General features: G+C 40.8%; 13 protein-coding genes and 1 pseudogene. 13 read left to right on the top strand and 1 reads right to left on the bottom strand.

From position 1 onward, the window contains the following. The first annotated feature begins 113 nt into the window (after positions 1 to 113). The 8 genes and pseudogenes from AOU00_RS05020 to AOU00_RS04985 all read left to right on the top strand — a co-directional run bounded on the left by AOU00_RS05020 (position 114) and on the right by AOU00_RS04985 (position 10030). Positions 114 to 1106 carry a hypothetical protein gene (locus AOU00_RS05020; RefSeq protein ID WP_061829656.1) on the top strand — a complete coding sequence of 331 codons (993 nt, stop codon included), beginning with the start codon at positions 114 to 116 and terminating at the stop codon, positions 1104 to 1106. 2 nt (positions 1107 to 1108) lie between these two features. Next, on the top strand, positions 1109 to 1300 hold the full coding sequence (locus AOU00_RS25650; protein ID WP_081112441.1) for a hypothetical protein: 192 nt from the start codon (positions 1109 to 1111) through the stop codon (positions 1298 to 1300). A gap of 129 nt (positions 1301 to 1429) precedes the next feature. Next, positions 1430 to 2368, top strand: a complete 939-nt coding sequence (locus AOU00_RS05015; RefSeq protein ID WP_069290078.1) for an ADP-ribosylglycohydrolase family protein — start codon at positions 1430 to 1432, stop codon at positions 2366 to 2368. 235 nt (positions 2369 to 2603) lie between these two features. Then, complete coding sequence (locus AOU00_RS05010) at positions 2604 to 4991, top strand: polyprenyl synthetase family protein (protein WP_069290077.1); 2388 nt, start codon at positions 2604 to 2606, stop codon at positions 4989 to 4991. A gap of 142 nt (positions 4992 to 5133) precedes the next feature. Next, positions 5134 to 5673 (top strand): CueP family metal-binding protein, encoded by a 540-nt coding sequence (locus AOU00_RS05005; protein WP_061829658.1) that lies wholly within the window; start codon positions 5134 to 5136, stop codon positions 5671 to 5673. 351 nt (positions 5674 to 6024) lie between these two features. Further along, a complete protein-coding gene (locus AOU00_RS05000) occupies positions 6025 to 8088 on the top strand; it encodes a methyl-accepting chemotaxis protein (protein WP_069290076.1) in 2064 nt (687 codons plus the stop codon). A 505-nt stretch (positions 8089 to 8593) separates the two neighbouring features. After that, positions 8594 to 9411, top strand: a pseudogene (gene xerA, locus AOU00_RS26950) (site-specific tyrosine recombinase/integron integrase). 151 nt (positions 9412 to 9562) lie between these two features. Continuing rightward, a complete protein-coding gene (locus AOU00_RS04985) occupies positions 9563 to 10030 on the top strand; it encodes a GNAT family N-acetyltransferase (RefSeq protein ID WP_061829661.1) in 468 nt (155 codons plus the stop codon). A 292-nt stretch (positions 10031 to 10322) separates the two neighbouring features. Here the strand turns inward: AOU00_RS04985 and AOU00_RS26530 are convergent, their stop codons facing one another. Further along, on the bottom strand, positions 10323 to 10610 hold the full coding sequence (locus AOU00_RS26530; protein WP_061829662.1) for a hypothetical protein: 288 nt from the start codon (positions 10608 to 10610) through the stop codon (positions 10323 to 10325). 171 nt (positions 10611 to 10781) lie between these two features. Between AOU00_RS26530 and AOU00_RS04975 the strand changes: the two genes are divergently transcribed. The 5 genes from AOU00_RS04975 to AOU00_RS04955 all read left to right on the top strand — a co-directional run bounded on the left by AOU00_RS04975 (position 10782) and on the right by AOU00_RS04955 (position 15120). Further along, complete coding sequence (locus tag AOU00_RS04975) at positions 10782 to 10985, top strand: helix-turn-helix domain-containing protein (RefSeq protein ID WP_010345194.1); 204 nt, start codon at positions 10782 to 10784, stop codon at positions 10983 to 10985. Positions 10986 to 11185: 200 nt separating this feature from the next. After that, a complete protein-coding gene (locus AOU00_RS04970) occupies positions 11186 to 11683 on the top strand; it encodes a hypothetical protein (protein ID WP_069290074.1) in 498 nt (165 codons plus the stop codon). A gap of 223 nt (positions 11684 to 11906) precedes the next feature. After that, the gene (locus AOU00_RS04965; protein ID WP_069290073.1) at positions 11907 to 12908 is read left to right on the top strand and encodes a hypothetical protein; all 1002 of its coding nucleotides are present in this window, start codon (positions 11907 to 11909) and stop codon (positions 12906 to 12908) included. Positions 12909 to 13277: 369 nt separating this feature from the next. After that, a complete protein-coding gene (locus AOU00_RS04960; RefSeq protein ID WP_069290072.1) occupies positions 13278 to 14213 on the top strand; it encodes a hypothetical protein in 936 nt (311 codons plus the stop codon). A gap of 214 nt (positions 14214 to 14427) precedes the next feature. Then, on the top strand, positions 14428 to 15120 hold the full coding sequence (locus AOU00_RS04955; protein ID WP_237166279.1) for a hypothetical protein: 693 nt from the start codon (positions 14428 to 14430) through the stop codon (positions 15118 to 15120). The last annotated feature ends 205 nt before the right edge of the window (positions 15121 to 15325 follow it).

Here is a 15325-nt window from a genome sequence, read left to right as displayed (position 1 = left end):
TCTGTAATTGTGCCACCTTGCCAGTCTAACCAGATTAATTTTACAATATAGGAGTTCGAACATGTTTTGTGCTTAGTTTAATATGCTCAGGCTTACTTGTAAGGAGGATAAGCATGTCATTTTCTAAAATATACGATTACAAATTAAGAGCTTATTTTAATGAGCGTATTTCTGATTTAAGTCATGAATATCTATTTTATTCTTATCCCGATCAAGAGCAAAATTTAAGAATATTAACCCTGAATATAAACGAGCAGGATTATGTTTCTCTAGTGCGATGGCATGATCTGTTTGACAGGTCGCAATTTACAAAAATGGATCATGTCATTCGAAGCGAACTGGATGCTGAACGCCTGATTCGATTGCTTTCGCTCATTTTTAATGTTTTTGATATACATAAAGATGTTGCTTATAGGAGAAAAAACTTATTTTGTTTTTATTATCAATATCAAGTTTCACATCTAGCAGATAGAGGCAATGAATTCACGTTTGCTCAGGACAGACTATTTTTCCTTCAACATCTTTTATTTGAACTGGGTTTAGGTGACGACATTTATGATCGTTTAACGATTGAAAATAATAGGATTATGTACAGAATGGAAGACGCACAACATTATGATCTGCACATTCTTATTAACATTTTGCATGAGCATATTCACAAAAGTAAGATGGATATGGATACCCAAGCAGCGCTGGAAAAAATAAAATTTTTACAAGGCCAATGGGTTAACTTCATGCTGGGTAGTCATGATGTATATGATTTTCCATTCGATGATTTCAACAAGCCGTTTGTAGAAGCAACGATGTTTATACAAGCCTATAACTCTAATAAAAATAGGGTATTAGAGGTGCTGATCGACTGTATCAATGAGCATCAATCTCCAACAGAGCAGTTCATCTCCAACTTGATCTTGATGAATTACTCCTATATTGTTCTCAAAAGAGATCCTAGCGAAATTACATATCTTAAGTTGTTTTGCAAGAAAAAACCGGGAGTTTTTATGAAAGTATTGACTGCATTGCTTGATATCAGATTTTTCGTTGATAAATCCAGCTTCACAAATGCGGGTATAAATTATTATTTATCCAGAATAAAAGGGGTTTAATGATGCCATTCCATCACGTTTCTTTACCTGATTTACCACCGTCTATCGGACGCCTTACAGCCATTCATCCACTACAGGGCGACTCTCAGGAAAGCATAACCCTGCTGGCACTAAACACACAAGCAGAACTGTGGAGACTAGAACTTCGCTCTGGCAGCACTCGTTTACCGTCACGAGGCGGGGATTTTCATTGAATTAAAACCGAATAGCCGTTGTACAGCCTTGATCTACGAATAAAAGGCGTTACCGCATTTTTGCTTCCTTCCTGGCGAGATGGGAAAATATGCGTTAGTTATTACATTTGAAAAGGGGCGTAAACCAAAATGGCACTTATCAAGGATCGTTTTTTGGGATGTCTGGTTGGGCTGGCTGTGGGCGATGCTTTGGGAACCACTGTGGAATTCAGCAGTCCAGGTACATTTGAACCTGTAACGGATATCGTGGGCGGCGGTGTATTTGGGTTAAAGCCGGGCCAGTGGACAGACGATACGTCGATGGCGCTCTGCTTGGCCGAGAGTATGGTACGTAAAGATGGCTTTGATCCGGCAGATCAAATGCGCCGATACACCAATTGGTACCACTTGGGATATATGAGTAGTACGGGAACGTGCTTTGATATCGGTGGTGCAACGAGAGCAGCACTGCATCGCTTCGAAGCTACCGGAGATCCGTACAGTGGGTCCGTTGACCCCATGACTGCCGGCAATGGCTCTATTATGAGGCTTGCACCTGTGGCTATGGCCTATGCGAACCGTCCGGAAGAGGCGGTGAAGTACGCTGAGATGAGCTCGCGAACCACCCATGGAGCAGTCGAAAGTGTGGAGGCTTGTGCTGTGCTTGCTTCAATCCTTGTGGCAGGTCTGCGAGGAGCGGACAAAGAATCCATGTTATCGGCGGAGGTCTGTTATAAGTGGCGGCAGGACGAGCCGGCTTATTCGGCAGCCATTGAAGAAATAATTCGGGGATCTTACCGGCATAAAGGGCCGCCCGAAATACAAGGAACCGGTTATGTCATTCGTTCCCTTGAGGCTGCGTTGTGGGCATTCCACCATTCGACTTCATTTGAAGAGGGCGCACTGCTGGCAGTGAATCTGGGGGATGATGCCGATACGACCGGGGCGGTGTACGGGCAAATTGCAGGAGCTTATTACGGAATAAGTGGTATCCCGAGTCGTTGGCGCGAGAAGCTGGCGATGAAGGAGACGATAGATGAACTGACTGAGGCTTTATGGCAGAAGGTTGAGAATGACCAAACACTCTAAGGAGATATCTATAAAGATCAAGCTGGTCTGCTTTTCTTATGAAGCAGAACCCAGCTTTTTTTGTTCACTATATTTCATGACGATTCACCTCTTGGGATTACTTCTTATATCGCCTCGACCCCATTAAATTTCGTAACCTCACAGATTATTTTCCGTATAAAGATAAAAACATGATCCGAATTCGTTCCCTCAGGGAGAAATGCAACCATGTTTAACAAAATGAGAAGTAGAGGTAATGCATCATATGAATGAAAAATTACAAGCCAATACAGGATATCAGCTGGCTGAGCGGAAGGCGATTCAGTATTTTGCATTACTGTATGATCAGGTCATAGACAAATCTTATGTGACTACCCTAACAGAAGACATTCAAAAGTGGAAAGAAAATCATCTTCAACATTCCTCATGGTTATCCTTTTTTTCGCGGAGAAAAAGAAAACCTGATACTCGGGACTATAATAGATACATTCAATGGCTAAATTATACAGGCAAATTGGATGATTATCTGGACCGAAGTGTCTCCTATATTTATATGAGGGACCTAGGCAAAGCTCTGGATTCTCCTGACACACATACCCGGATTCAGCGTGTGATTGCAGACGTAAAAAAACACTTGATCCAATCCACCCGTGCAAACGGGGGAGACCAACCGGAATTTATGAATTTGGCCGGGGTGTATCGGTGGGCCCAGAGGGAAGGTATAGAGACCGCGATAATTTGGGTGATCAACAAACTTAGGTCCGTATCCTCCCATATTCCCAAGGAGATGGATGCCGAGCAAGCCCAGCGCAAACTGATTAAGATCATTGTCGGGGTTATTCTGCATGTGATGGAAGAAATGGACGATACAGTGTCGCCTATGGAACGTGCTCGCAGACTTGATGAAGCCATCAGGCTTGGGTACTCCTATGGTCTAACCTATCCTTTCATCGATGATCTTCTCGATTCCCAGGTTCTGAACGTTCAAGAGAAAGAACAATATTCCCGTATGATACGTGCCGCGCTTCTCAGTGGATCTGTGCCTGAGTTGGGCAATTGGACTGGAAATCATATGAAGTTGATTCAATACATACATTCGGAGCTCTCGGATGCATTTGAGTATATTAAGGAACATCAGCGACCGGACACACAGCAAACATTTTTCGAGCAGGCCTATGTCTTTTTTCATTCTCAAGATATTGACCGTGTTAAGGATCTAACGCGAGCTACTTATACCAATGAAGAGCTTTATATACCCGTTATTTTGAAGTCCTCTTCGTCCCGCTTGATTGTCCGTTCCGTGATTAGTGCTTCTGCGGATGAGGGCTTTGAGCAACGAACATTCTTTTATGGTATCTATAACCAGCTTGCTGATGATTTTGCGGATATGGTTGACGATATGAGAGACGGTGCGGTAACACCTTATACCTACTATTTAAAATATCATCATCAGAGACCGGATTTGATCAATCCCTTTGAATTATACTGGGCGGTTATTTCCTATTTGATCCATAACGTATATGACTCCGATGCCATGGCTCGTGAGGTGATACTGGATCGTGCAATGAATGGACTCAAACGTTATAAAGAACGTGTAGGTATAGAAAAGTATAATGAAATGATGGAGATCTTTGCATCCGGAAATCCAGAATTTAATAATCTCATTCAGAAGATGGTACAAAAAGCGGATGATGTAGATTTCTTAGATAAGCTGCTTCGGGACCAAATGATTACCCATCTGAAAAACGATGCGAGGGAAAAGGAAGACTTTTTCAATACGGTCAAAATGGTCCGTGAGCAGATTAACAACCAATTGAAAATTACCAAGCCTCAAGGGATTCCGGCCATGAAAGAACAGCTTATTGAGGCTGCAAATTACAGTCTTGAAGGGGACGGGAAGCGGATACGGCCTATATTGACTTGGGTCATGGGCGTGAACGAATATGGACTAGATGCATCGGCAATCGTGCCACTTCTGAGATCACTAGAGTATATGCATACCGCCTCCCTGATCTTTGATGATCTTCCTTCCCAGGATAATGCGTCTACCCGTAGAGGGCGTCAGACCTTGCATCAGGTGCACAATAGCGCCACTGCGGAACTAACTGGTCTGTATCTGATCCAGAAGGCGATTGGGGAACAATCGTCCCTTGACCAGTTCAATGCTGAAACGGTGCTTTCTTTGATACAATACTCGGCCCAGAAAGCAGAAGATATGTGTATGGGGCAGGCGATGGATCTGGATTCCAAAGGAAAGGCACTGACCTTGGAGCAGCTGAATATGGTGTGCTTTTACAAAACAGGAGTGGCGTTTGAGGCTTGTCTGGTTATGCCAGCCATGCTTGCACAGGTCAAGGAGTCGGAAATTGCTGCTTTGAAGAAATTTGCCTATCATATGGGGATTGCTTTTCAGATTAAAGATGATTTGCTTGATGTGGAAGGAGATATGCTCTTACTCGGAAAACCTGTTGGCCAAGATTCGGATAACAACAATTCGAATTTCGTGTCCATCCTTGGTCTAGAAGGTGCCAGTAAAGAGATGTGGGAACACTATTGCCTCGCGATGGAAGCATTGAAAGAGATCCCACGCAATATTGCTTTTCTGAAGCACTTAATACATTATGTCGTGAACCGGGACCGTTAAAAAACGAGTGTATCCCATTATAAATATGTCTGAGCACACAACACAGATATGTGAATATCCGGTGACTTCAGCACCCCATTTTGCCCATTATGGTGCATTCTCCCTTATAATAATACAAAACAGACGAGGAGATGAACTCCAGATGAAAAAAGGAATCTTGGTCGCTTCAGGGTTGGTTGTTGCCGCATTGGGGACGTACCTAATTGCAGGGAATATTCAGAGAGAAGGGACGGACAACCCGGGGAAGACAAATATCAAGCAATTGGTGCATGATATCAGTGCAGGCAAGGCAACAGCCCAGTCCGCTTCCATTAATTCCAGTCAGTTGATTGTCACAGGGGACGATACTCAGACCGTGAATTATGATTTGCCTGACAACGAGTTTTTTGTTTCGATTGCGCCATATGTGGAACAGACCCACCCTTGTGCAACTCATAGTCTAACGGGCTGCCAGGGCGAAATAAAAAACGGTGCGTTCAATGTGACCGTTCACGACTCCGAAGGGAATGTCATCATGGAGAATGCCGCCATGAAATCACAATCCAATGGTTTTATTGATCTATGGCTACCGAGGGATAAAACATACCGCATTAGCGTGAATCGTGAAGGTAAAACGGCTGAAACTGAATTCTCTACATACGAGAAAAACGATACGTGTATCACAACGATGCAGTTGGGTTAACGACAGAGAATAAAGGATTACGCTTACTGATCGCTGGAACGCTCTAAGTCCGCATAACCCTGCGTGTTCATAGTTTTTGGAAAAGAGCCTGCGTCTGAACGGAGGCTCTTTGTGCTGCTTTTGTTAGGTTGCAGAACAAATCTTGAGGGGGTCTATAAGGGGTTAGCTGGCGACTAAAGTTGTTAAGCCAAGCTTTTCTTTGGAGCCATAGCTTAAGACTAAGATAGCAAAACTTAAATTGCGTTTATTAAAAATTCATTAAAATTCATTCAAAAGTATATTAATACAACTGTAAACTTCCGACATATTATTTAAGAGCTTTTCGCTCACTATTCTTGGGGAGATGACACCATGTCACAAAGTATTAAGAATCGCCTATTCAGATCATTGAGCATGGCCAACACATTGGCCATGGTCTTGTTAGTCATTATCGTTCTCGTTTTTGCAACCTTGGGGACGTTCATGTATTCAAGCACGCAAAGCATGCTTGTCAAGCAGCAAGAGGCCATGCTTCAGGCCAAGACGCAAGCGGTCGTCAGTCAATTTGATGCGTTATTTAAGGAAAAGGGCTCGCTTGTCCAACAAATGTCAACGAACAATCTTTTTAAGAAATATATAGAGACTACTGAATCGGTTGAGATGGTGAAAACTTCTCCACATGCTGCGGAAACCGAAGCGACCTTAGCAGCGATTGTAAAGGCAGAGCCATCTTTTGCCGATGCCTGGATTGCAGGAATATCTGGCAAAGGCTTCTTTCTTCAGAATGATGGTGCTGTTTCCAAGTCGGACTTCGATATTCATACACGCCCATACTTCAAGCCAGCTGTTGAAGCAGACGGTTTATACTACTCTGAACCCTATAAGGACGTCAATTCGGGTAATGTGATCATGGGCATTTTCTATCCAATCAAGGATAGCAGTAACCAATTAATCGGATTTGCAGTTGTTGATATTGCCTTAAAAGACATCCCTGCCATTATGCAAAGCTATTCGCTTGGAAGCACAGGCTATTCGATTCTTGCATCCAAAACAGGTGATATTTTGTATCACCCTGATCAAAATAAAGTGCTGAAAGAAAAGATTAACGAAACCACAGATGATCTTGGCGAGATCGGCAAGAAAATGATTGCCGGTGAGTCTGGAGTACAGTTGATTAATGATAATGGGGAACCTCGTTATATCGGGTATGGAACCAGTAAAGATACGGGGTGGTCTGTAGGCTTAACCATTTCGCAACAAGAGGCGCTCTCAGAATTAAGAACCTTTACCTGGATTACGATTGGCGGTTTTTCGGCAGCCACCATCCTGCTCGTTGTGATTTGTTATATAACGCTCCGCTATCAGTTAAGAGCAATCCCGAAATTGCTTGCAAAAATCAAGCTGATTGAAAATGGAGATATGACCGTTCAGTTTGATACGCATTCCAACAACGAAATCGGGCAAATTCATCAAGGAGTTTACAATATGGTTCAAAAAATTCAAGGCATGCTCCAAATGGTGGGTGGCTCAGCCCAAGTCTTGAATCAGTCTTCTCACGATCTGCAATCCATTTCTTCCAGAACCGCGATCACGATGAACGATACGGCGACAGCAATTAATGAGATTGCCAATGCAACGAACTACCAATCCATCGAAACGGAGAACATTTTACAAAAAACCGGAGCATTATCCGGCCAAATTGACGAAATTGCCAATGATGCCAAAGCCATCGAAACGATGGTGCAGATCTCTGCTGAGCAAAGCGGACAGGGGCTTGCTGTAGTAGATCAGTTATCCAGATGGGCGGAAGAAAATCACAATTCCACACAAGCGATGTCGTCTATTATTCAGGATATTGATCTGAGCCGTCATGAGATTTCAAGCATCGTGGATACGGTCAACCAAATTGCAACGCAGACCAACCTGCTGGCGCTTAATGCTTCCATTGAAGCTGCACGTGCAGGAGAACAGGGCAAAGGGTTTGCTGTGGTTGCCGGAGAGGTTCGCAAGCTGGCTGAGCAGACTGCACTGGCGACACAGGAAATCTACAAGAAGGTACGTGTGATTGAAGAAAAAACCAGCGTATCGGTTGAGCATACGGTTCACGGTCTGAAAATTGCAGAAGAAAATGCCAGATCGGTGGAGGACACGAAGCAAGTATTCTTTAGCATTAATAAGGATTTGGAAGATTTGAAATTGCGAATGATCCAGATCAGCACCAACACCTCCAAAGTCCACAAGCACAAAGATGAGATTTTGCAGGCGCTGGAGATCATTTCTTCCACCACGGAGGAAAACTCAGCTTCAACCGAAGAGGTCAGCGCCAGCACGCAGGAACAATTGGAAAGCTTCGAACAGGTTGCTGAACTATCCAAACAATTAAACCAATTGTCCAATAAGCTTCAAGACGAATTAAAACAGTTCAAGGTGGAGTAACAAATCTAGGCATGATTTTGACTAAATATACAGCAAAGCCCGCGAGCTGCGCGGGCTTTTTTAGCGGCTTATCCTTATTTTCTTAATAAAATAATCAGGCTATTCTTTTGTTTCTTCGGTGATGTGGGAGAGTTCCAAAAGGATACCTACTGAACCTTGTGCCGGGGGATTTGTTGGAAAAGGTGGCGGCAGTGCTATGGGATGATGTGACGGAAGAACTGGACAAGTAAAGGCAAGACACTTTATGATGATGAAAATTGGACTTAATGGATCAATAATTTACTCTGAAAGAATCAGGGACTTAAGATGAATATCCATCTTAAGTCCCTTTTTTTGTGTGAAATTAGATTTCCAATTTTTTGAACGGCTGATATACTAAGGAGGCAAGTGAGATGAAGATAAACCTACTTTATCGGGATGAAAAAACAATCGACGGGATACGCAGGCTAATGCGGTTCCCTCTTCTTCGGAACGAGGCGAATGGAACCCGGATCAGCGGCAAGAAATGCGCGATGCATTGGTGGCAAGGGGCTACAGCAGCAAGACGATTAAAGCATACATATCGCAAACGGAACGCTTTTTTGCAAGATTGCAAGGGACCGAAGCAAGCATAAATGATGCGACGGTGCAAAAATATGCGTTGGCGCTGCTCGAAAAAGGCCTTTCGCACGCTTATGTTAACCAAGCGATCAGTGCGTTGAAATTTTATTTTCGCCATGTGCTAAAGCAGCCCAAATCCTCCGCCTATGTTCGTCCGAAAAAGGAGAGTAAACTACCGGATGTGCTGTCCCTGAATGAGGTCATGCGTCTGTTGAAAGTAGTGAAAAATCCAAAGCATAAGGCTATTCTGTACCTGACGTATACATCCGGGCTGCGGGTAAGCGAAGTGGTGAGGTTGCGTCTTGAAGACTGCGACCGTGAACGGAAAGTACTGAAAGTTCGTCAGGGAAAGGGCAGGAAGGAACGGCAAACGCTGCTCTCCGAAGCGGCTTTTACGGTGGTCGAGCAGTATATAGGGGGGAGCGGCCAGAAGACTGGCTGTTTCCAGGGCAGAGGGAAGGCCGCCACCTGACGGAACGTTCAGCGCAGAAAGTGTTTGAAAAAGCGCTGGCTGAAGCGGACATTCGCAAACAGGTGAGTATCCATTCGCTAAGGCATTCCTTTGCGACCCACTTGCTGGAGAATGGGATTGATCTTCGCTATATTCAGGAACTGCTAGGGCATCAGAGTGTGCGAACGACGGAGCGGTATACACATGTGAGCAGGCGGGACATTGTGCGGATTCAAAGTCCGTTGGATCGGATGAGCGGGCAGGAGGATTGAAACGCAGAAAGTGCGGAAATCAGGAACAAAGTGCAGGATTCACGAAGTTCGTGAATATGACGAAGAGAACATTTTTTCTGAAGTTCGTAAATAAGACGTTAATACGAAACCACCCAAACATTTAATTCTATTCTAATAAGAGGTGAGATTATTGAATACTAATTTATTGATTCGGGATTTTATTGACGATGATTCCGGAATGGTATCAAGCATTATCAGAGAAAATTTAATAAACGTAAACATCAAAGATTATCCAGAAAAGATAATAAAGAATATGAGTAGAATCTTCACCTCAGAATATATATCTTCGATATCAAAAATCAGAAAAGTATATGTTGTAGTTGAAGGTAATAAGATAATCGGTACTGCAAGCCTTGATCAAGATACCATTTACACAGTCTTTATTGATATTCACCACCACAATAAGGGAATTGGTAGAGTTCTGATTGATTTTATTGAACGAATAGCTCTTGATTCCGGGACTACATCACTTAAGCTTCCTAGTAGCATTACGGCACAAGGATTTTATGAGAAGCTTGGATACCATGCATTAGAAATAATAGAGTCTGAAGATTTTGGTAGAGATATAATAATGACAAAGAATTTAATCAAGGAATAAGGTCTCGAAGAACGATTTTAAGAGATATCAAATAAGGATAGTGTTTTGATTTTAGGATTTTGAAAGTAAATTCGGTGAATTAAGTGACTTTGTATAACAACGTATTCCCGCTGTGAATGACTACGCCGAACCTTGGTCTGCCCGAGGTTTTCCAGTGAAGTGGAGTCAGGCAGACAACTCTGCGAGGCTAAGTGGCGGAGCCACCCGGTCCTGACGGACCTTAAGCCTCTCGGGTTCAGGAATACAACAACGTTATACGACAGAATCCAAATGAAAAAGAGCCAGAAGGCTCTCAATTTAAAGATATATGTAATTCGTTATGCAGGTGAAGAGCGTCCTTAAAACCTTGCAAATAAATTTCACGTTCTAAAATAGCTTGAACAGAAAGCTCAGCATCATCGTAAAGAAATAGGGTCTTCTGTATATTCTCCGGTACTCCTTCATGTAACTGCTTGAAGTAGAGATTCCGTTCGGATGAGAACTGGTTATAGCTGGGATTGTTTTTGATAAGCTTGCCATATAAAGATTCAATTCGAGTCTGAATCAGTGAATCAAGTAAGACTTCTAAAGAATTATGCATTTTGAACACCATCCAATGTATTTGATTTTATGAATAAAAGTTCAACTTATTAAATATAATTTTATCATGTCAAATAATCAAGTCAATACATGTTGAAGATGTTTTTGATAAAGAAAATATACTTTCATATAATTAAAGAAAAATTCACTTGATGTGTGAAAGGAATATCAGATGATTAGTTATAAGCCTTTTCAAAAATTATTGATCGACAGGGAGATTAAGAAGCAGGATTTATTGAAAATGACGGGTATTTCGTCTGCTACAATGGCGAAACTCAATACAAACGAATATGTATCGTTAGAAGTGATTGATAAATTATGTGCGGCTTTAGGTTGTCAGCCAGGAGATTTATTGGAACATATAGCAGAACAATGACAGATTAGAATCAAGAATGAATGTTGGTTAATCGTAGAAGATTCCATCGTATAACATAATATTCAAGCAGCGGCTCCTTTGGAGCCTTGGTCTGCGGGAAGGATTTCGGAGAGGCATTTCAGCAGACAACCCCTACGGGGTTCATGAATACAGAAACGTTATGTGAAATCAGCTTAAATAAGAGAGAAAGAGTGAGATAGATGATTCAAAGCAGATATTTATTTGTATCTCGTGCAGGCAAAGTTATAAAGATCGCCCGACCTAAAGATCATAAGCATAAATTTGTTCCTCAATTAGCAGGTGAGGAAGTACTTGAAGTGATCTTATATTACAGGAATAAAGACAGGAAGCCGCATAAACTACTTATGGTGGAATTTGATAGATTCCATTTAGATTCGGACGGAAATTATAAACAGACAGAAGAAGATAGAAAAAGAGCTATTCATAATTTTCTTTCTTTTGGGATGGCTGATTTGCATGAAGGAATAGAAGTAGAAGATAAGCCACTACCTATACCTGTTGCGCCGATAATTCCGACGACTGCTGAGAAAAAATCATTATACGATTACATAAATGAGAAACTACCCAGTTTTTCAGATGATGCTCCTTATGTAGTGGAAAGTAAAATTAAAGCTGCTAAAGAGAAATATGAAGAGTTTAAAAGCATGGCAAAGAAATCAAACAAGCTGTCTAAGTAGTTCGAAGAAGAAGCAGACATCACATAACATAATATTCACGCTGCGGACATTCGTCCTTGGCCCGGCATGCGCCGGACACCCAGCATATGCTGGGTCGTGAATACAGGAACGTTAGGCGAAACTCTTGAAAAACTATAAAAATGAGAAGATGGCTGGTATAAAAGCTGTGAGATTTGTTAGATAGATTTTAGAAGACCAAAACGTTATATAAGGAGACAGGTAAATGAAAGAAGAACTTACATATATACAAAGTGGGAAATTCAATTATTTGGATAGAACTAATATCACCAATATGGTTTATTTGTGTTCATGTTCTGCACTTTCATTTCATAAAATTCTTATTGGTTTATCAGAATTAAGGGCACTTGAATCAGTTAAAGATGTAGAGAGTGCTGGGGGATTAAGAATTAGTAGGGCAGTTTTGACTTACTACTCGGTGTATCATTTATTTATTTCGTTAATGTTATTAGATGAGCGTTTTAACTTAAAAGTTCCCAAAAGGTTATGCTCGAACGGTATTGTAAATCTTGGAGTCAATTTTAATGATTTATCAGATCCCTCCGAATTACCAAATGTATGGAATGAGTTTAAATTACTTGAACAAGACCTTTCAACACTGATAACACATACTGACGTTAAAGAATATTGTGATTGTTTAAGAGAAGAAAGTGAAAAATTGGATGAGGTATTTAGAATACTTTATAACAACTTTATATTTGCTGATGAAAATAAACCAAATGAAAGTATTAAAGGGCTTTATGAAAAGCTTTGTTATGTAAGAGACAGAGCTATATACCGACCTTCTAATGTAATTGATGTAGAGGGTGGATATATTCAAACTTCGAAGTATGTCAGAAAAGAAATAGATGAGTTACCTGATTCGGCATATATATTCGACGCAATCAGGAAAATTTACAGAGAAATATTAATAAAATCCAATATCAAAGGGAGGAGTATGTATAAATCGTTCTATTCCCTGCTTTGGGTTAGTCATGTTTTCGAAACGGTAGAAGAAGTCAAAAAACTCGGTATTACTGATAGCGAAATAGATAAATTGAGATTTATGAAGTCCTTCAATGCAGATGAACTGAGCTTTAGTAGTTATATTTCACAATTGATTGAATTAGTAAACACAAACCGTCTATTTAGTGATTTGGAAGATTTTTGGAATGAATTAATTAGAATGTCCATGGAACATTATGGGACGTCAGAATGGCATTATTAGAACCGCACTCGCTCGAGTCCGTGTTGTTAAAGAGCGTTAGGAGAAATTGTTGAAGGTTTTTATAGAAACGATCAAAAAACAAATAAAAGGCTATTCTCCGCAAGCTAACTGAAATTATCATCGGATTTGAATCAAGGTACTTGTGAATTTTGTCAAAGAAAGAATAAAAAGACTTACGAAGAACTGGTAAATTTATTCGAAGATGCCGTTAGTATCGCCTAACATAGTATTCAAGCAGCGGCTCCTTTGGAGCCTTGGTTTGCGAGAAAGGATTTCAGGGAAGCATTTCAGCAGACAACCCTTCGGGGTTCATGAATACAGGAATGTTAGGCGAAACTCTCAAAAATATTAACTGAAAGAGTGAATTACATGGAAGTTATTGATAACTATCTACAGAATGTATTGTTCCCACGATTTGAACAATATGAAATGAATAAAGACATCATTGAAAGAGTAGGACTTGATATAAAGACCCGGCTCTTGTCTTTATTTAATAACTGGAATAATTGTGATAATAGAAGAGCGTTGTTAGTTACGAGTGTTGAGGAAGCACATTATTATCAGCCTCCTGAAGACATAGAAATTCGATGTCTTGTTGTATTGACTATTAGAAATAGTCTAATAGAGGATCTTGCGAGCACTAATGAAGCCGCAAAGTTAATGGGGCTGCAGAAGACAATTATTCCTGAACGAGATATCAGAAAGTTTACCTCTGATGCAATAAAGTATTTCTGTTGTATTGATATTAGTACAGTCTCAAAAAGTGTTATTACTGATAATGATGTTTACGGTAAGCTAATGTCTTCATATCCACTAGCATGGGGCATTATAAAAGAATTAGGAAAAATCGTTTTTCAAAATAAGAAATATTCGATTATTGATGACAAGACTAACAAAAGCATAGTTAAGAATTCGAAACAGAAATCTGATAATTTATTAAGAATTGACCAATATTTTAAGAAGAATACAGTAGTCTTGAGTGGTATGGATCCTAATATTGACCCTTATTTGTCAAATGTGCTTAAAGCAATAAGCGAAGGTTATCCAATCTTCTTTACTGATTCTTTTAAAACAATAACAAGGAATCCTGAAAAATTGTTAAAGATAATTGATTATGTTCTAGCGAATAATGCAAGTATTGTAACATGTAATTTTTATATTAGTAGAGACTATGTGAGCGCTAGAAGTGAGCTTCAAAGACCGATGCATAGTGAGAGTGAGACAATTGAAAAACTAAAGAACAAAAACGGTTTATCAAAAACACATTTGAAGGCACTGAATTATATAATTAACAATATAAATTGAAGGTATTTTGAAGAAGTCGAGAGCATCGCCTAACATCGCATTCAACGCTGCGGGCCGAGACAAGCTCGACCCATGGTCCGGAAGGGGCATTTCAGGGAGGTCAATTCACCGGACACATTCAACCAGCTAAGTGGCAGAGCCACCCGGACCTACGGTCCTTAAGCTGCTTGAACGTCGTGAATGCGGGAACGTTAATTGAAATTCCGGCAAGTTCATGATTGAAGGAAATATCAAAGGAGGAATTAATTTGCCTTGGCCTATGGTACACTTTGCAATCTCAGAAAACCTTTCTATTAATGACCCCTCACCCAATTTTTTATTAGGCAGTATTGCTCCGGATGCGATTCATATGAGAGGGAAGGTATCCAGGGAAGAAAAAGGTGTGACTCATCTCGTACATAACGATAAATTACCAGCCAAGGAATTGATCATGGAGAAGTGCAAGGAATATTTACTGAAGCAAGCGGGGCCAGAATGGAAGGACTTTGTTATAGGTTACTTTTCACATATTTATACAGATTTAAGGTGGACAGATACCGTCTATTTCGATTTTGAGAAAAACTACAAAGGCGAAAAGAATGATATTAGAAAGACATATAACCTTGAAGTTAGCCAAGTAGAATTTGATCTCTTAAGATCAATGGAAAGTACTGAAAAACTGTTTACAAAACTCTTAAAAGCCAAGGGCTATACAATAAATCCTTACATTACGCAGCTTGAAGTCAATCAGTATAGGGATAGTAAGGTGAGATGGCTGCAAGATCTAAAGAATGAACCTCATATAGCACCTATCTATTTTAAAGCAGAAATTATTAAGATCTTTATTAGTGAAACATCAAGGGAATTGAAAGAACTATTTAAAGACCAGAGTATTGATTATTTCGAAGGAGGCCGCAACATCAGTTAACACCGTATATACGCTGCGGCCTGACGGCCTTGGTCTGCAAGAGGGATTTCGAGGAAGCCTATTCACCAGACAACCCTGCACCACCTAACCGCATCGCGGCCGGACCTACGGTCCTTAAGGTGGTGAGGGTTCGTAGATACACAAACGTTATCTGAAAGATCGGCCCCAAAAACTTTGAAAGTAATTCGTTTGCAACGTCCTGTTG

Origin of the sequence: Paenibacillus polymyxa (genome assembly GCF_001719045.1) — a bacterium.
GTDB classification, from domain to species: Bacteria; Bacillota; Bacilli; order Paenibacillales; family Paenibacillaceae; genus Paenibacillus; species Paenibacillus polymyxa_B.
Note: the sequence above shows the minus strand (reverse complement) of the source record. Positions and strands in the feature narration are given on the sequence as shown.